The following is a 17,738-nucleotide window of genomic DNA, read 5'->3' as shown; positions in this document are numbered from 1 at the left end:
TTTAATACTTAGGAAATTCTAAGTTTTCATCATTAAAACTTAAAGCTGTGATTTGATAGTAAGAATTAATGGTTTTTAAAAGATTAAATCTAGCTCTTAAAAATTCTTGCTGGGTAGAATTTAAAGTATTATTTGCATCCAAATAATCTTTTAATTCGCTTTTTCCTAAAATATATTTTTCATAATACGCCTTAGCGATAAGCTCTTGTTTAATGTTAATATTTTGCAAATTTTGCAAAAGCAAGGTGTCGCTTTGATAGTCTTTATAATTCAATGCAAATTCATTCATCGCACTTTGTAAAGCTTGCTCATAAGAAATTAAAAGTTGTTCATAAGCAAATTGTGAAATTTTGATATTTTGCTTTACCCTACCATAATCCAAGAAAGGTAAAGAAATCTTAACATTGCCACCTAAAATTTCAAATTTAAAACTATCATCGATTTTTTTATCCCTTCCGCTTAATGCTCCACCTAAAGAAATGCTAGGCAAAATAGATTTTTGCATGGAAGAATAATCCTTAAAAGCTGATTTTAAGCTATTGAGTTTAGACCTCACATCTGCACGGTATGCTAAGGCTTTTAAAGGTATATTAAAATCAGGACTTAAGGTTTTAAAATCATTTAAAGATAAAGTTTTAAAATACTCTATATAGGCAAAACCTTCTTGCTTTGCCAATAAATCTTGTAAATTTTTTATGAGTAAATTACGATTTTTATCATTGCTTAATAAATTTTGTTTAGCTCTTAATAAGCTTTGTTCTATGTTTAAAAGATCTAATTCTTCTATTTTTCCAAGCTTGTATTTATAGCTATAAAGCTCTTTCATTTGTTCTAAATTTGAAAGATAGACTCGAAGCAATTTATCTACATCGTTAAAATAAGCCAGCTCAAACACATTATTTAAAGCTGTATTGATCATGCTTATTTTTAAATTTTCAAGATCATAAGCACTTGCTTTCGCACTAAATTCACTTGCACTTGCGCTATCTCTTAATTTGCCATAAATATCAAGCTCATAGCTTAAATTTAAAGAATTATTGAAATTTTTACTTTGTTTGCCTGAATTTAAATCTTTATCCGCACCAAAACCCAAATTTCCACTTAAAGTCGGATATAAATCATAATCAATCAAATCAGCTCTAGCCAAAGCTGAAAACAAAGTTTTTCTAGCAATATTAATATCACTATTATTCAATAAAACAAAATTTAGAAATTCATTTAATTTTGCATTATCGTAGGATTTATACCAATCATAAGTGAGATTTAAATCTTTCATTTGTTCTTGAGTTAAATCAACTTCTTTAGGCAAGCTAAGTTTTGCACCACAAGCACTCAAGAAAAATGCTAAAAAAATGCTGAATATTATTTTCATTTTATTCCTTTGATAATGCACTAATAGGATTTAAATTTGCTGCATTTCTTGCAGGGAAAAAACCAAAAATCACACCAATAAACATAGAACTTAAAAGTCCTAAAAGCACAGAATAGGCATTTAAAATCATAGGAAAATCCGTACTTAAAGTATTAAAAGCAAAAATAACAAAAATCGATAAAATCACACCTAAAATCGCCCCTATGGTACAAATCATAACCGCTTCGATTAAAAACTGCATCATAATATCTTCTCTTCTAGCCCCTATAGCCATGCGTATGCCAATTTCTCTCGTTCTTTCGCTTACAGAAACAAGCATGATATTCATCACTCCTATACCCCCAACAATCAAAGCAATCACAGCCACACAAGCGGTAAGTATGGTTGTAGTGCGTTTATTTGCTGTAATAGCTTGCTTAAAGGTATCAGAATTAAAAGTAAAAAAATCCTTTTGTCCGCGTTTAATTTCTAAAATTCTTATGATAGCATTTTCAGCCAAAGTTGAACTCACATCATCTTTAACCTTAACTATGATTTCACGCAAATTTCTATCTCCTGTAAGCTTATTCATCAGTGTTGTATAGGGTATATAAAGACGCACTACATTATCTTCTATAGGTTTGTCTGTATCTTTTTGTAAAACTCCTATAATCTTAAAAGGTTGAGAATTAAAAAGTACCACACGACCTAAAATATTTTCACTTTTTTCATCAGGAAAAAGATTTTTTTTAGCATTAAAATCCAATACAGCAACATTGGTGCTATTTTTTACATCATCATTATCTAAAATTCTTCCCGCATCTATCCTTAAGCCTTCTATAGCAAAATTATTTACCCCCACTCCTTCAGCTCTTGCGCTTAAAGAAATATTAGTATAAGTTGCTACTCCTGAAGTATTTGAATGAGCATCCACTGCTTCTAAGTATTCTAGGGATCTTAGCGTTTCTAAATCGCTAAAATTAAGCCTTGTTTTACCCGAACGCAAATCTCCAAAACCCCTTCCAGGACGAATTTCAATAGTATTTGTCCCGAGTCTCGCAATAGACTCAAGCACCTTAGCTTGAGAGCCCAATCCCAAAGCTACAACACAAACTACAGAAGCAATACCTATGATGATTCCAAGCATAGTTAAAATAGAACGAAGTTTGTGTGCAAGTATGGAAGAATAAGCTATCTTAAAACACTCAAAGGCTTGATTTTTAAGAAAAGTAAGTGTTTTTTTCTCTTTGGGCATTGTTTTTAAAATAAGTTTTTCTTGAGCTTTTTCCTTTTTAGTATCGCTTAAAATTTCTCCATCTTTAATCTCTATAACCCTTTTAGCTTGTGCTGCAATTTTTGGATCGTGAGTTACTAAGACTATAGTATGACCTTGTGCGTTAAGTTTTTGTAAAATTTCAAGCACCATAATACCGCTTTTACTATCCAAAGCTCCCGTTGGCTCATCAGCCAAAATAAGCTCTCCACCATTGATTAAAGCTCTTGCTATAGAAACGCGTTGTTGCTGCCCTCCGCTTAATTCATTCGGTTTAGAATCTAACTTGTGAACTAATTCTAAATCATTTAAGAGTTTTTTAGCATTTTGACTTCTTTCTTGTAAATTTTTTCCCGCATAAACTGCAGGTAAAGAAACATTTTCTTTAGCACTAAGCAAGCTTAAAAGATTATATCTTTGAAATATAAAGCCTATTTTTTCACGCCTTAATCTTGCTTTTTCGTCGTTATTAAGTTTAGTGACTTCATACTCATCAAAAACATAAGTTCCGCTACTTGGCGCATCTAATGTTCCTATGATATTTAAAAGTGAAGTTTTACCACTTCCACTTTGTCCTATAATAGCAACAAATTCACCTTTTTCTATACTTAAACTTACATTTTTTAAAATGGCATTTTCGCCTATATTCTTGCAAATATTTTTAAGAAAAATCATTAAAATCTCAACTTCATTTTAGGAGCTAAGCCATCAGCACTTGAACTTACTATCAATTCTTCATTTTCATTTACACCTTCTAAAATTTGAGTGTTGATAGAATCTTTAATGCCAAGTTTGACATATTTTTTAACAGCTTTTTGATTTTCTAAAATTTCAACATAATAGCCTTTTGGATCGCTTTTAATTGCATAAGTTGGCACTGCTAAAACAGCCTTTGCACTCGCTACGACAATTTCATTTTGTATACTCATACCAATGCGCAAAAAATCATCTTTATTGGCTACATAAAATTTTGCGTAATAATAAATAGCATTTGATGAGCTTGAGCTTGAAGAACTCGAACTTGATGAGCTTGAGCTTGTACTAGAATCACTCACTTCAGTATCAGCTGGATCTATACTTGCAATAGTAGCATGATAAGTTTTTTGAGGATCATTAAGCAAAGAAAAATCAAGCTCTGTTCCTACTTTTATCTTACTCACATCAGCCTCTGCTATTTCCATTCTTACTTCCATTTCGTCTAAATTAGCTATACGGACTATAGTAGGAGTGTTTTGATTAGCATTAACTGTTTGTCCTTCATCTACAGCTACATTAATCACAACACCATCCATAGGAGCAGTAATGGTTGTATAACCTAAATCTTTTTGTGCATTTTTAAGAGTGATTTCAAGCTGAACTACTTGAGCATTAAGCTCTGTAACATTGGCTTTTAAAGTATAATAATTATTTTTTTGAGTTTCTAAATTTTCAAGAGAACTTGCTTTAGCTGCATAAAGTTTTTGCTCTCTTTGATACTGCTTATTCGCAATCTCAAGAGCAACTTTTTTACTCTCTAAATTAGCCTTAGCGCTTTCAAGCTGAGCTTTTGTAATATCTAAATCGTTTTGTTGTTTATCTTTGTCAATTTGAGCGATCAAATCACCTTGCTTTACATGAGCCCCCACATCCACATAAAGTTTTATAATTTGTCCGCTAACTTGAGCACCCACATCGACTTGATCTTTGGCATATACCTTTCCTACTGCCTCTATGGTTTGAGATATATCTTTTTTTTGTATTTTTTGAGTTAAATAGCTGATTTTTTCATCATTATTAAAAAAAATAAAATAAGCCCCAACACTTCCAAGTATTGCAATTAAAATGATTAAAACAATCTTCTTTTTCATAATAACAAATCCTAAAGAAAAATCAAGATTAAATTTTACTCATTTTTTGTGAATTTTTTGTGAATTTTTAATTCTATTTTATAAATTTAAAAATTCTAAAGCCATCATCACATCACCCTGCATTAAAACTTTTAAATTTTCATCATCCCAACAAAAAGTAGAACTATGGTGCAAAGCTGGGTGATTTAAATCCTTTGAAATTCCAACAAATACATAAGCTCCCATTCTTTCTCGTGTTAAAAAAGCAAAATCTTCAGCCCCCATGTCAGGTTTAGAAGAAACAATGATATTTTCTTCTCCTAAGACCTTTGCAAAAGCTTTTCTTGCTATTAAAGCAGCTTTTTCATCATTAATCAATGGAGGAAATTCTTTAGTATATTTAAGTTTATAATCTCCACCATTAGATTTTGCTGTAGCAGCAACCACTTCTTCTAGAGAACTTTTTAAAATATCTTGTGTTTTATCATTTAAAAAACGCACAGTTCCTTTTAAATAAGCATTTGTAGGAATAACATTATAAGTAGTTCCTGCACAAATTTGACCTACGGTAATCACCCCTGCTTCATAAGGGGCTAAACGCCTAGAAACAACACTTTGTATATTATTTACAAATTGCGTTGCCATAATTATAGGATCTATACAAGTGTGCGGATGAGCTCCATGTCCTCCTCTGCCAATAAATTCCAAATCAAAAATATCCGTTCCAGCCATCATTTCACCACTTACAATTTGAGCAGTATTTTCAAGCAAAGGCCCCCATAAATGACAACCAAAAACTGCATCAACATAAGGATTTTCCAATACACCTGATTCTATCATAGGTTTAGCTCCACCGCTTCCCTCTTCTGCGGGCTGAAACATAAATTTAATCGTGCCACAAAATTCATCTTTGAGCTCATTTAATATCAAAGCAGCTCCCAAAAGTCCTGCTGTATGTCCATCATGTCCACATGCGTGCATCTTACCATCAATTTTTGAAGCATAACTTAGATTAGTTTTTTCTTGTACAGGCAAAGCATCCATATCCGCTCTTAAAAGAACGCATTTTGGTTTTTTCTGACTCTTCTTTTTTCCTTCTATAATAGCTAAAATTCCTGTTTTTGCAATATTTTTTTGATATTTAATGCCAAACTCATCTAAAATTTTACACACTAAATGAGCTGTATTTTCTTCTTCAAATTCAAGCTCAGGATGCATATGAATTTGATGTCTTAAATCAACTACTTTATCATAGTACTTTAGTGCTAAATTTTCAACCAGCTTATGCATTCTTTTCCTTAATCTAAATCTTTTATTTTTTCATCTGCTTTTTTACTGTCAAGTTTTTCCAAATTCGCCTCCATTTTTCGTATTTCTTCTTCTCCACTACGCACTAATTTTGCATCAATTTTGGAAAAATCTCCAGTTTTTTTATTTGGATATTCTACCTTAGAAAGTATAAAACGCAATAAATTTAATCTTGCTTTTTTCTTATCATCAGAAGAAATAATAGTCCAAGGACAAGCTGGGGTATTAGATGCTAAAAGCATAGAGTATTTAGCTAAAGTATATTTATCCCATAATTCTTGCGATTTTTGATCTACAGGAGATAATTTATATTGTTTAAGTGGATCACTTCGGCGTTTTTCAAAACGTTTTTTTTGCTCATCTTTTGATACCGAAAAATAAAATTTAAAAAAAGTAATATCACTATTTGAAATCATATTTTCAAACAAAGGCACTTCTCTTAAAAAATCTTTATGTTGTTGCGGTGTGCAAAAACCCATCACCGGTTCTACTCCTGCACGATTATACCAAGATCTGTCAAAAATCACAATCTCACCGGCTGAGGGCAAATGTGCTATATAACGCTGAAAATACCACTGTGTTTTTTCCACATCGCTAGGTTTTTCAAGAGCCACAACGCGGCAACCACGCGGGTTTAAATGCTCAATCAAACGTTTAATCGCCCCACCTTTTCCAGCTGCATCGCGTCCTTCTATAAGTATAAGAACCTTTAAACCCTTGGCTTTAACATGATTTTGAAATTTCAAAAGTTCAATTTGCAAATTCTTTAAATCTTTTTCATATTCTATTGTACTTTTCTTTCTTTTAACGGAAATATAAATTTCATTCTTTTTAACAGCCCCTTGTGTTTTTAGAGAATTATTTTCTTGCATTTTCAAACCTTTATAAAGTATTTAAAGCAAATTTACCATAATAAATTATAATTGAAGCTAAAGATAAAGGAAAAATAAGTTTTTAGGAAATTTATGCGTATTTTTGGTATTATTTTATTAAGTTTTTGTTTATGTTTTGCTTCTATATTGTCTTTAAATGAAGCTTTTAATGTAAAATCAAACTCTTATAATAACTCTATCTCAATTGATATTGAACTTGGAAAAGATATTTATCTTTATTCTAATAAACTTAAATTATATATAAATGAAAAAGATATAAGTTCTTTGATTAATTTACCTCAAAGCTCTACAAGAGGCAATGAAAATGTTTATTATCAAAAATTAAATTTAGCTTTGCCAAATTTACTACTAGAGCGCTTTGCAAAAAATACTACAAATTTAATCAAACTCGAATTTCAAGGTTGTTCTGAACAAGGCTTGTGTTATAATCCTCAAACTTGGTACTTTGATCTCATTTCTAAAAAAGATACTTTTGAAATTTCAAAACCTTATAAAGCTCAAAAAACAGATAAAAAAACTAAAATTGAATCTGAAGAAAGCTCTATAGCAAATTTTTTAGCAACAGATAACTTTTTTTGGATTTTGCTAAGTTTTTTTGGCTATGGACTTTTACTCTCCTTAACGCCTTGTATTTTACCTATGATTCCGATTTTATCTTCTCTTATCGTAGCAAAAAGTAATGCTAAATTTTCAAAAAAATATAGTTTTTTTCTCTCTTTTATCTATGTTTTTTTCATGTCTTTAGCCTATGCTATTGCTGGAGTTATAGCAAGTTTTCTAGGAGCAAGTATTCAAGGAATTTTACAAAAACCTATTATTTTAATTCTTTTTGCTCTAATTTTCATAGCTTTTGCTTTTGCTATGTTTGGAGCTTTTCGTTTCGAATTACCATTAAGATTTCAAACCTTTATACATAAAAAAAGCGAAAAAGGAAAGGGAGTTGTAGGTATAGCTATTATGGGATTTTTATCTGCTTTAATAGTAGGTCCTTGCGTAGCAGCCCCTTTAGCAGGTGCTTTAATTTATATAGCCAATACAGGCAATGCTTTATTAGGTGGTAGTGCACTTTTTATCATGAGTTTTGGCATGGGTATACCTTTGCTTTTCATAGGCTTAGGATTAGGTTTTATTAAGCCTGGTTTTTGGATGGAAAAAGTAAAAATTTTCTTTGCTTTTGTTATGTTGGCTATGGCTATTTGGATACTTTCTAGAATTATTGAAGAAAATTACATTTTAATTGCCTATGGAATTTTAGGTGTATTTTTTAGTGTTTTTATGGGAATTTTTGAAAAAAGTTTTACGATAATTTCTAAAATTAAAAAAAGTATTTTAATTCTTATTTTAGCTTATTCTCTAAGCATTTTCCTAGGGGGAATTTTTGGGGTTAAAAATTTCTTAAATCCTTTAAATTTCAATACTACATCTACCTCAAAACCTGCTCTAAGCTATGATTATATCAGTAATTTTGAACAATTAAAGCAAGAAATACAAACAAATACAAAGCCCATAATGCTTGATTTTACTGCATCTTGGTGTGAAAATTGCAAACTTTTAGATGAATTAACCTTTAGCGATGAAAGAATCATACAAAAAATGCAAAATTACAAACTTATCAAAGTTGATGTAAGCGAAAATAATAATGAACAAATTAAAACCATGAAAGAATTTAATGTTTTTGGCCCACCTGTTTTAATTTTCTTTGAAAATGGAAAAGAAAAATTAAAAATCACGGGTTTTATCAGTGCTGATGATTTATTAAAAAAACTAGAACCATGAAAATTCAAAGTTTGCAAATAGGGAAAATTAAAAAAACCATAAAAATTTCCAAAACGCATTTATTAAAGATATTTACCTAGAAAAAACATAGATTGATTTTCTGGGTATTTTAGATGATCAAATAGCTAATAAAATTCATCACGGAGGCTACCATAAGGTATTTTTGCCAACTCTTGTCAAAACTATCCTATATGAGAAAGATTTCTTAATAAAAAGCTAAATTTTGGCTCAATGAGTGAAAATTTGAGCATCGATGGGCTTTATGAACAAAATGTTTGCATAGATGATATACATCAAATTTCAAATGCAAAACTGCAAGTAAGCGAACCTAGAAAACCTTGTGTAAAAATTTCTAAAATTCACAATAATTCAAATTTTACACATGAAATTTTTAAAATGGGCTTGAGTGGATGGTATTATAAAGTTTTACAAGTTGAACAAATACGAAAGTATGAAAACATTAAAATTTTAGAAAAAAAATCTACTTCACTTAGTATATTTAAACTCAATCAACTTTTTTACTCCCCACATCAAATTCTTAAGAAAAATCCAAATTTAATTAGATAAATTAGAAAAATTAAACTCTCTCATATCTCAAAATTGGCACGAAACGATACACAAACGCTTAAAAAATACTTACGATACAAGCTATATGGATAGCTTATAAGTTTTTAAAGTTATTTTTAGATAAAATAATCCTTTTTTGAAAGGATAATCATGCAAAGACAAACATGGAGTAGCACACTAACTTATATTCTAACAGTTGCTGGAGCAACCATAGGATTTGGAGCAACTTGGCGTTTTCCCTATCTTGTAGGAGAAAATGGTGGCGGCGCTTATGTATTAGTTTTTTGTATAGCCATGATTATCATAGGCATTCCTGTTATTTTAGTTGAAAATGTCATAGGCAGAAAAGCGATGACAAATAGCGTAGATGCTTTTAAACAAAAATGGCAAAGTATTGGATACATGGGACTTTTAGGAAGCTTTGGCATAATGGCTTACTACATGGTACTTGGAGGATGGGTTTTAGTTTATATTTGGGAATTAACCCTAGGGAATTTTAGCCTTGCCAATGTAGTAAGCAAAGAATTTACTCATCAGTTTTTTAACGACAAGATAGCCTTCAATCCTTTGGGGGTCGGTATTTTTACCACTGTTTTTGTAATTATTAATTACATTATTTTAAAAAGAGGCATTATAGATGGTATAGAAAAATCTGTAAAATTTTTAATGCCCTTATTATTTATCTGTCTTATTATTGTTGTAGGACGCAATTTAACCCTTGATGGAGCTATAGCTGGAGTTAAATTTTATCTTGAACCTGATTTTAGTAAAATTTTATCACCAAAACTTTTAATCGATGTTTTAGGGCAAGTTTTTTTTGCTTTATCCCTAGGTTTTGGGGTGATGATAACACTTTCATCTCATCTTAATAAAAATGAAAATATGGCAAAAACCGCTATTTATACAGGGGTTTTAAATACTATCATAGCTGTTTTGGCTGGTTTTATGATTTTTCCAGCACTTTTCTCAGCGGGACTTGCTCCAGATAGCGGGCCTTCTTTGGTTTTTGAAACTTTACCTATAGCATTTTCTCATATCCATTTTGGCACCATTGTGTGTATTTTATTTTTTATCTTACTCTTGATTGCAGCTTTAACCACAAGCTTGCCAATTTATCAAGTTATTATTAGCGTATTAGAAGAAAAATTTAAATATTCTAAAAATCTTTCTATTAACCTAACTCTAGGGTTTATCTTCATACTTGGCAATCTTCCTTGTATTCTAACTTATGGGCCTTGGCGTGATATTGTTATCATCAAAGGAAAAAACATTTTTGATAGTTTTGATTTCATTAGTGGAAATATTTTGTTTGTTTTAACTGCATTTTTTTGCTGCATTTATGTAGGTTGGATTTTAGGCAAACAAGAAAGTCTAAAAGAACTTAGCAATAACAATACACTTAAAAGTTCATGGTTTGGAATTTGGTTTTATTATGTAAAATATATAGTACCTTTGATTATTTTAATCATTTTTATCTATGGAATTTTAAACTAATTTTTTAAATTTATATCTCTCTAACATAGTGGAATTTCCTAAAATTCCACCTTGATGTATATAAAGCAATGGTTTTTTCCACTCTTGTTTTAATGCTATACTTAATCCTAAAATATCATACAACAAGTCAAATTCTATATTGCACTTTAACTTTAAATCCATATAAAGCTCATAAAATTCTTTATACGGCTTAGCAAAGTGATATTTTTTATCACTTGTTAAAAATTCTAAATTTGAAAAATCATAGCTTGGATCTAATGTTAAAATTTGTTTTTTAAGATATTTAATATCACCTACACAAGCACAAGTAAATACTTTAAATTTAGAATACTTTGCCAAAAAAGCTGCCGAAGTGCCTGTACCCGAAGGTAAAAAAATATCAAAATCAAGCTTTAAACTTTGACTTTGCATTTGAATTTCTTGAGCAAGCTCCATATAGCCATATTGAGCTTCTAAATTAGCCATGCCTTGTTCTATAAAAATATCATCTTTTTTACACAAAGACAAGGCAAATTGCTTTAAGGAGGATAAAGAATGGATATTTTCTACAAAATTAACACCATTTTCTAAAGCTAAAGCATAGTTTCCACAAGGATTATTCTTAAGAAAAGTAGAAATTTTTTCACAAGCAAAAACAAGCTTATATGATCTTTGTTTAGCAAAAATACTTAATGCCGCCAAAGCATTACTTTGGCTTCCTCCATAACTTACAAAAGATTGATTTTTAGGATATCTTTGATGGATATAAAAAGCAAGTTTCCTAGCTTTATTTCCATTAATTTCTCCTAATAAATCATCTCTTTTAATATAAAATTCAAATCCGTTAAAATTGATTTTTTGTATAGGACTAATTGTTTTAATGAAATTCAAAGAATTTTTCTACATCCTTTAAAGCATTATCATTTTTAATGCTAAATTTTATTTCTATGCGACGACTCTTATCCTTATCTTCAACTCCGTTGACAAACACAGGATCTGAAAAAGAACGTCCACTTGCCATTAAAAGCTTTTGAAGCTTATCACTCTTATAAAAAGTATAGATAAAATTCATCACCTCATAAGCTCTTTTTTGCGACAAATCTAAATTATAAATATAAGATCCATCACTATCAGTATGTCCTTCAATAATGATATTTTCAATGTTGGAAAAAATTTTTGGATCTTCAAGAATAGCATCAAAATATTCGCTTAAGATTTTTCTCAAACTTGCCTTTGCCTCATTTTTTAACACATAAGAATCTTTATCAAAAAGTACTTCAGCAGGCAAAGAAATAGATCCTGTCTTTTCATCTATAGTGATATTATTATCAAGTTTGCTTTGTAATTCCTTGCTTAAATTTTCACGAATCAAACCAAGATTTTGCACCTTTTCTTTAGCTTTTTGAAAATCTTCTTGTAAATTTTTAAGCTCTTCATCTTTTTTCTCTAGTTGACCTAGTAAAATCAAAATTTGCTTATCTTTATTATCTAAAGTTGAGTTTAAATCTTTGCTTAACTGCTTGTAATTTGTAATATTAGCCTCTAATTCTGCTTTTTGAAAATTAGCAAGATTTAAAGCACTAGAAGCATTGTTTAAATCAGAACTTAGTTTAAACACTATGGCTTCTTTATTTCTAAGCTCTTCTTTACTCTCCTCTAAGCGTGCCTCTTGTTTATTGAGATTGTCTTTAATTTCTTTTAAATCACTTTGAGTTAAAACATATTTTACAACAATAGCACCTATTAGCAAAATAAAAACAAACAGCAATCCTGCCATTAAATCAGCATAAGCTATCCAAAAATTGCTATCTTCTTTTGTCTCATTTTTCATTTATTTTCTTTATCTTCATTTTTTAGCTCATCATTGCTTTCTTGCTTAGATATTTTTGCTTGAATTTCATCTTGATTTTCTTCAGTCTTAGACTCTGAAAAATCTTCTATTTGTTTGGTTTCATTTTCTTTATTTTGATTTCCATCCCCAGAAAGCTTACTCATCATTTGACTTGTTTCTTCATCAAGTGCTTTCATTTCTTTTTTAAGCTCATCCATCATTTTGATTTTAGCATCGATACTTTTTTCTTCTTCATATACTTCCTTAAATTTATGCATACCTTCAAACAAGCTTGCTTTAAATCCCTCAAAAACCTTTTCTTGACTTTCCAACATTGCTTTTTCATAAAGTTCAAAATTTTTACCAAAACGCTCTACTTTTTCATCGAATGCACTTAGCGTCTTATCAAGATGATGAATTTTATCACTACTGATATCGAGCAAGCGATTATATTGTTCTGATATTCTTGTATTGATTTCTTTCAAATTTTGATTGAGCAAACCTATGCCATTTAACATTTCACTATAAAGCTTTCCAAGATCGCGTTGATCTCTTTGTGCTTTACTAAGCTCACCCATGGTTTGTTTGATGTGTTCACTACTTAATCTAATAGCCTTTTCTTCTACATTTAGCATATCTTGAAAAATACCAAATTTTCTATCAATAGCATGATCAAGCTCTGCAAAAAAATCATCATTACTAACTTGTTTAAAAATTGCTCCCATTTTTTCAAAATGCTGCAAACTCTCAGTTAAATACCTTTGATCAAGCTCTTCTTTTGTCCAAAAAAATCCACTTGTAGCATTTTTTTGACGATTTAGCAAACGATCTATTTTACTTTTACCATATTTTTCAAAAAACATCCACCATAATGCAAGAAAAATTCCATAAATTGAAACATAAAAAGCAGTTCCCACTCCACTTAACAAATCTGCAATTTCTTGTTCTAAAGCGGCTGTATCACTAGAGCTAAAATTTGGCATTGAAAAAGCTATACTGATAAAAGTCCCTAAAATTCCCATCATTGGAAAAATTGCCGAACCTATACTAGCAAAGTTCTCATTTCTTGCACCTTTAATATATGCATAAGCAAAGTCATCAAAATTGGCATTTGATTTTGTGTCTTTCCCTATGGCAAGAAAATGCCTCATAATATGTCTTTTTAAAGCCTGTTTAAATTCATCTTTTTGTTGTTCAAAAATACTATACGCATACTCAGCACTATGTCTAGCAAAAATCAATGCTGTAAAAAAAATCACACCTGTCATAATAACCGTATGTAATTCAACCTTAAAGTCAATTACATTAAAATAACCCAATAAAATCAAAATATAAAGAAAAGCCGGAATAAAAATAATTTTAAAATAAACCAAAGAACCTCTTGCATCTTTGCCTTCAGGCAAAACAAGTTCTGAAATTTCATCTGATTTAATATCCATGAAACCAATACCTCATTAAAAATTTTATTTTAAAGATTGCTACTTAATTTGATAAAAATTTTTAAAACAAAATAAAACTAAGCCTTTAAAATGCTTAGTTTTTGTTTATACAGTTTAAATCTTCAAAAGCAACTTCAAGACGCTTTATCATGCTTTCTTCACCACTTCTTAACCAAACACGCGGATCATAGTATTTTTTATTTGGCTTGTCATCACCTTCTGGATTTCCAATTTGTCCTTGCAAATAAGCCCTATTTTTAAGTTCATATTCACGCACCCCATCCCAAAAAGCCCACTGGGTATCTGTGTCAATATTCATCTTAATTACGCCATAACTTACTGCATTTTTAATATCTTTTAGCTCGCTACCGCTACCACCATGAAATACAAAATTTATAGGCTTATCACTATTTAAAGCAAATTTATCTTTAACGAATTTTTGCGAATTTTTTAAAATTTCAGGTTGTAAGCTAACATTTCCTGGTTTGTAAACTCCATGTACATTTCCAAAGCTTGCTGCAATTGAAAATTTATCACTAATCTTTCCAAGTCTTTCATATGCAAGTGCTACATCTTCTGGTTGGGTATAAAGCTTAGAATTATCAATACCTGTATTATCCACTCCATCTTCTTCGCCACCTGTACAACCTAGTTCTATTTCAAGCGCGACACCTAAAGCATCAAGTTTTTGAAGATAAACTTCACATGTGTTAAGATTTTCTTCTAAACTTTCTTCGCTAAGATCAAGCATATGAGAACTAAATAAAGCTTGTCCATGGGTTTTTTTATATTGTGCATTTGCCTCAATAAGCCCATCAATCCAAGGCAAAAGTTTTCTTGCGGCATGATCAGTGTGTAAAATCACAGGTACACCATAAGCTTTAGCAAGTAAATGTACATGTTTAGCCCCACTAATTGCACCTAAAACTTCTCCATTAGGACAATTCTTCCCTGCATAAAATTTTGCCCCACCATTTGAAAACTGGATAATAACTGGAGAGTTAACTTTTTTTGCAGCTTCTAAAACTGCATTAATAGAATCAGTTCCTACAACATTAACAGCAGGGATAGCAAAACCCTCTGCTTTAGCATAGTCATAAACTTTATTAAGCTCATCTCCGCTAATCACTCCTGCTTTTACAATGTCTAAAACACCCATTATTTATATTCCACTTTAGCACTATTTAAAAGATCTTGACCTTTTTGATTGATAACTTTTTTAAATTCTTCAAATTTAAGTCCGTTTTCAATACCTTGTTTTACTTCATCAAATTTGATTTGACCTTTAGCCTGCGAATTTTCTTTTAAGATTACATGATAACCAAAATTCGTTTTTACCGGAGTTGTAGTAATAGTACCATTTTTAAGTGCGAAAGCAGCATCTGTAAAAGGCTTTACCATAGTTGATTGATCAAACCAACCAAGCTCACCACCTTGGTTTTTTGAACCTGGATCAATTGATTTCTCTTTAGCAAGCTCACTAAATTTAGCATCTAGCTCTTTACCTTTTAAACCTTTAAGTTCGTTAATAATATCCTTAGCTTCTTTTTCTGTCGCTACTAAGATATGTTTTGCTTGCACTCTTGCAGGTTTTACATATTTGTCTTTATTTTGTTCATAAAAAGCTTTAACTTTAGCAGCATCAATTTTAATTGTATTTAAAATTTTCTCTTGATAAACATTAACAAGTATTGCATCTTTTGCACGATCAAGTTCTTTTGTGTATAAAAGATCTTTTTCTAAATTTTGTTTTTTAGCATCTTGCAAAATTAAGTCTTGCATAATATACTGCTGAATAAGAGCTTTTTTTTGATTATCTGGCAGAGTTTTAAAATCCTGTCCTCTAAGCATAGGGGCAAAAAATTCACTTACTTCTGTATCACTAATGCTCTTGCCATTAACAGTGGCTACTGTAGCTGCATTTACATTTAAAGCTACACCTGCAATCAAAGCTGCTGCAACTAAAGAAATTTTTTTCATTGAGTTTCCTTTTTAATAAAATGTATATAAAATCGATTATATCTAAACTTGGTTTAAAGCTAATTAACTAAAATTAAAAAATGAAAAGAAATTTAGAAATCAAAGAGCTTTTTTTAAAACATTTTGAAAAACCTGTAACAGAACTTAAATTTTCAAATTTATACGAACTATTAGTCTGCGTGATGCTTTCAGCCCAATGCACTGATAAAAGAGTTAATATCATCACTCCTGATCTTTTTAAAGCTTATCCTGATATCAAATCCCTTGCAAATGCAAATTTATCAAGCCTTAAAACCTACATACAAACTTGTTCATTTTTTAATAATAAAGCACAAAATCTTATAAAAATGGCAAAATCAGTTTGTGAAAATTTTGACGGAGAAATTCCCCTTGAAGAAGAGAAATTAAAATCCTTAGCAGGTGTGGGACAAAAAACCGCCCATGTGGTTTTAATAGAATGGTGTGGAGCAAATTTCATGGCTGTAGATACTCATGTTTTTAGAGTTTCTCACCGCTTAGGACTTAGTAAAGCAAAAACTCCAGAAGCCACAGAAGAAGATTTAACACGCATATTTAAAGATAATCTTAACTATCTCCATCAAGCCATGGTTCTTTTTGGACGCTACACCTGTAAAGCTAAAAAACCTTTATGTAAAGAATGTTTTTTAAATCATCTTTGCAAAAGTAAAGATAAGGAACTTAAATGAAAATTTTCATCTTTTTACTCGCTATATCTCTTAATATTTTCGCCTTAGAATCTTACAAGCCTAGTGCTGATTTTTCTTCTTATTTTAACAACACAAATTGCTCGCAAATCTTAGATAAGTTTTTTTATCTAAATTGCTATGATTATAAACTCAAAGGTACAAAAGCCGTTGCTTATAAAGCAGAAGCTTCAAATTTAAAAAATAAACAAATTAAAAAACGCCCTCGCTTTGAAGATGATACAAATATTCCTAAAAAATACCGCACTACTTGGAGTGATTATAAAAACAGCGGCTACACGCGAGGACACACTGCACCCAATGCTTCTTTTAGCTTTAGTAAAGCTGCTCAAAATTCAGTATTTTTAATGAGCAATATTACCCCACAAATTGCACAAATAAATAATAAAATTTGGAATGAAATCGAGCAAAGAGAAAGAAATTTGGCTTTCAAATTTCAAAGTATCGAGGTTTTAAATTTGGTACTTTACGATAAAGAACCACAATACATTAAAAACCGTATTGCTATACCAAGTTTTTATGTAAAAATTATTAAAACTCCGAAATTTAAAGAATGCTATCAAGTACCAAACCACGAAGTAAATGATGAAAATATTAAACAGTATCAAATAAATTGTGATAAATTTTAAGGTATAAATTATGGAGATAAATGCTCTTACGATAACTACTCTTTATATCATAGGTATTTCCGCAGAAGGAATGACAGGAGCTTTAGCTGCAGGACGCCATAAAATGGACCTTTTTGGAGTTATTTTTATTGCACTCGTAACAGCAATTGGAGGCGGAAGCATACGAGATGTGCTTTTAGGGCATTATCCTTTAACTTGGGTTAAACATCCTGAATATATTATTTTAATCTGTTTTTGCGCCCTTGTAGCAACAAAAATTCCACGTGTAGTAACCAAGCTTGAAACTTTATTTCTAACTCTTGATGCTATAGGACTTGTTGTTTTTAGCATACTTGGAGCTCAAATAGCCATAGATCAAAATCATGGTTTTATCATCGCTGTTGCTGCTGCTGTAATCACTGGTGTCTTTGGTGGAATTTTAAGAGATATTTTATGTATGAGAATTCCCTTAGTGTTTCAAAAAGAAATTTATGCAGGAATTGCCATAATTGCAGGAGCAATCTACTATTCACTTATAGTTTGGTTCGAACTTAATGCCCTAGTTTGCACGCTTTTAACTCTTTTTGTAGGAGTTATTGCAAGGCTTTTGGCTATCAAATATCAATGGTCTTTGCCTATTTTTTCCTACAACGAGGAAAAATAATTTATCGTTGCTTTATACAAGTTT

General features: G+C 30.6%; 15 protein-coding genes and 1 pseudogene. 6 read left to right on the top strand and 10 right to left on the bottom strand.

The features are described 5' to 3' along the window. Position 1 precedes the first annotated feature (1 nt). The 5 genes from AJ887_RS01350 to ppk2 form a co-directional block, all read right to left on the bottom strand. A complete protein-coding gene (locus AJ887_RS01350) occupies positions 2-1,372 on the bottom strand; it encodes a TolC family protein (protein WP_070284713.1) in 1,371 nt (456 codons plus the stop codon). Between the two features lies 1 nt (position 1,373). Then, on the bottom strand, positions 1,374-3,299 hold the full coding sequence (locus AJ887_RS01345; protein ID WP_070284712.1) for an ABC transporter permease: 1,926 nt from the start codon (positions 3,297-3,299) through the stop codon (positions 1,374-1,376). Beyond that, a complete protein-coding gene (locus AJ887_RS01340) occupies positions 3,299-4,471 on the bottom strand; it encodes an efflux RND transporter periplasmic adaptor subunit (protein ID WP_070284711.1) in 1,173 nt (390 codons plus the stop codon). The genes AJ887_RS01345 and AJ887_RS01340 overlap by 1 nt, the downstream gene beginning before the upstream one ends. A 78-nt stretch (positions 4,472-4,549) precedes the next feature. After that, positions 4,550-5,740 (bottom strand): M20 family metallopeptidase, encoded by a 1,191-nt coding sequence (locus tag AJ887_RS01335; RefSeq protein WP_070284710.1) that lies wholly within the window; start codon positions 5,738-5,740, stop codon positions 4,550-4,552. 8 nt (positions 5,741-5,748) lie between these two features. Beyond that, positions 5,749-6,630: a polyphosphate kinase 2 gene (gene ppk2 / locus AJ887_RS01330; protein ID WP_070284707.1), complete on the bottom strand. Its 882-nt coding sequence runs from the start codon at positions 6,628-6,630 to the stop codon at positions 5,749-5,751. Between the two features lie 93 nt (positions 6,631-6,723). On the opposite strand from ppk2, the gene dsbD reads away from it, so the two are divergent. The 3 genes and pseudogenes from dsbD to AJ887_RS01315 all read left to right on the top strand — a co-directional run bounded on the left by dsbD (position 6,724) and on the right by AJ887_RS01315 (position 10,488). Further along, positions 6,724-8,427 (top strand): protein-disulfide reductase DsbD, encoded by a 1,704-nt coding sequence (gene dsbD / locus AJ887_RS01325; protein WP_070233267.1) that lies wholly within the window; start codon positions 6,724-6,726, stop codon positions 8,425-8,427. After that, positions 8,424-9,094, top strand: a pseudogene (locus AJ887_RS01320) (MOSC domain-containing protein). The gene dsbD and the pseudogene AJ887_RS01320 overlap by 4 nt, the downstream one beginning before the upstream one ends. A 50-nt stretch (positions 9,095-9,144) precedes the next feature. Next, positions 9,145-10,488, top strand: coding sequence for a sodium-dependent transporter (locus AJ887_RS01315; protein ID WP_070274919.1), 1,344 nt, complete (start codon positions 9,145-9,147; stop codon positions 10,486-10,488). On the opposite strand, the gene AJ887_RS01310 is transcribed toward AJ887_RS01315, so the two are convergent. From AJ887_RS01310 to peb4, 5 genes are all read right to left on the bottom strand, one after another. Then, entirely contained in the window at positions 10,480-11,358 is an 879-nt protein-coding gene (locus AJ887_RS01310; RefSeq protein WP_070274918.1) for a 1-aminocyclopropane-1-carboxylate deaminase/D-cysteine desulfhydrase, read from the bottom strand. The genes AJ887_RS01315 and AJ887_RS01310 overlap by 9 nt on opposite strands. Next, positions 11,345-12,298 (bottom strand): OmpA family protein, encoded by a 954-nt coding sequence (locus tag AJ887_RS01305; protein ID WP_070284705.1) that lies wholly within the window; start codon positions 12,296-12,298, stop codon positions 11,345-11,347. Before AJ887_RS01305 ends, AJ887_RS01310 begins: the two co-directional genes overlap by 14 nt. After that, on the bottom strand, positions 12,295-13,737 hold the full coding sequence (locus tag AJ887_RS01300; RefSeq protein ID WP_070284703.1) for a MotA/TolQ/ExbB proton channel family protein: 1,443 nt from the start codon (positions 13,735-13,737) through the stop codon (positions 12,295-12,297). Before AJ887_RS01300 ends, AJ887_RS01305 begins: the two co-directional genes overlap by 4 nt. Positions 13,738-13,831: 94 nt before the next feature. After that, positions 13,832-14,896 carry a class II fructose-bisphosphate aldolase gene (gene fbaA / locus AJ887_RS01295; RefSeq protein WP_070284701.1) on the bottom strand — a complete coding sequence of 355 codons (1,065 nt, stop codon included), beginning with the start codon at positions 14,894-14,896 and terminating at the stop codon, positions 13,832-13,834. Further along, positions 14,896-15,717, bottom strand: a complete 822-nt coding sequence (peb4, locus tag AJ887_RS01290; protein WP_070284699.1) for a peptidylprolyl isomerase PEB4 — start codon at positions 15,715-15,717, stop codon at positions 14,896-14,898. Before peb4 ends, fbaA begins: the two co-directional genes overlap by 1 nt. Before the next feature lie 80 nt (positions 15,718-15,797). On the opposite strand from peb4, the gene nth reads away from it, so the two are divergent. The 3 genes from nth to AJ887_RS01275 are packed head-to-tail and all read left to right on the top strand — an operon-like array spanning position 15,798 to position 17,714. Continuing rightward, positions 15,798-16,424 carry an endonuclease III gene (gene nth, locus AJ887_RS01285; protein ID WP_052949600.1) on the top strand — a complete coding sequence of 209 codons (627 nt, stop codon included), beginning with the start codon at positions 15,798-15,800 and terminating at the stop codon, positions 16,422-16,424. Then, positions 16,421-17,071, top strand: coding sequence for a DNA/RNA non-specific endonuclease (locus AJ887_RS01280; RefSeq protein WP_070284698.1), 651 nt, complete (start codon positions 16,421-16,423; stop codon positions 17,069-17,071). The genes nth and AJ887_RS01280 overlap by 4 nt, the downstream gene beginning before the upstream one ends. A 10-nt stretch (positions 17,072-17,081) precedes the next feature. Further along, positions 17,082-17,714, top strand: coding sequence for a trimeric intracellular cation channel family protein (locus AJ887_RS01275; RefSeq protein WP_044261250.1), 633 nt, complete (start codon positions 17,082-17,084; stop codon positions 17,712-17,714). Positions 17,715-17,738: the final 24 nt, after the last annotated feature.

The organism is Campylobacter sp. BCW_6466 (genome assembly GCF_001762835.1).
Classification (GTDB): domain Bacteria; phylum Campylobacterota; class Campylobacteria; order Campylobacterales; family Campylobacteraceae; genus Campylobacter_D; species Campylobacter_D jejuni.
The sequence above is the reverse complement of the archived record's forward strand: the minus strand, read 5'-3'. Positions and strand labels throughout refer to the sequence as shown.

What these genes read in the sequence shown, in the direction of transcription:
- peb4 (WP_070284699.1), bottom strand. Translation starts at nt 15,717, where the DNA reads ATGAAAAAAATTTCTTTAGTTGCAGCAGCTTTGATTGCAGGTGTAGCT.
- nth (WP_052949600.1), top strand. Translation starts at nt 15,798, where the DNA reads ATGAAAAGAAATTTAGAAATCAAAGAGCTTTTTTTAAAACATTTTGAA.
- AJ887_RS01345 (WP_070284712.1), bottom strand. Translation starts at nt 3,299, where the DNA reads ATGATTTTTCTTAAAAATATTTGCAAGAATATAGGCGAAAATGCCATT.
- fbaA (WP_070284701.1), bottom strand. Translation starts at nt 14,896, where the DNA reads ATGGGTGTTTTAGACATTGTAAAAGCAGGAGTGATTAGCGGAGATGAG.
- AJ887_RS01280 (WP_070284698.1), top strand. Translation starts at nt 16,421, where the DNA reads ATGAAAATTTTCATCTTTTTACTCGCTATATCTCTTAATATTTTCGCC.
- AJ887_RS01315 (WP_070274919.1), top strand. Translation starts at nt 9,145, where the DNA reads ATGCAAAGACAAACATGGAGTAGCACACTAACTTATATTCTAACAGTT.
- AJ887_RS01305 (WP_070284705.1), bottom strand. Translation starts at nt 12,298, where the DNA reads ATGAAAAATGAGACAAAAGAAGATAGCAATTTTTGGATAGCTTATGCT.
- AJ887_RS01275 (WP_044261250.1), top strand. Translation starts at nt 17,082, where the DNA reads ATGGAGATAAATGCTCTTACGATAACTACTCTTTATATCATAGGTATT.
- AJ887_RS01335 (WP_070284710.1), bottom strand. Translation starts at nt 5,740, where the DNA reads ATGCATAAGCTGGTTGAAAATTTAGCACTAAAGTACTATGATAAAGTA.
- AJ887_RS01300 (WP_070284703.1), bottom strand. Translation starts at nt 13,737, where the DNA reads ATGGATATTAAATCAGATGAAATTTCAGAACTTGTTTTGCCTGAAGGC.
- AJ887_RS01350 (WP_070284713.1), bottom strand. Translation starts at nt 1,372, where the DNA reads ATGAAAATAATATTCAGCATTTTTTTAGCATTTTTCTTGAGTGCTTGT.
- dsbD (WP_070233267.1), top strand. Translation starts at nt 6,724, where the DNA reads ATGCGTATTTTTGGTATTATTTTATTAAGTTTTTGTTTATGTTTTGCT.
- ppk2 (WP_070284707.1), bottom strand. Translation starts at nt 6,630, where the DNA reads ATGCAAGAAAATAATTCTCTAAAAACACAAGGGGCTGTTAAAAAGAAT.
- AJ887_RS01340 (WP_070284711.1), bottom strand. Translation starts at nt 4,471, where the DNA reads ATGAAAAAGAAGATTGTTTTAATCATTTTAATTGCAATACTTGGAAGT.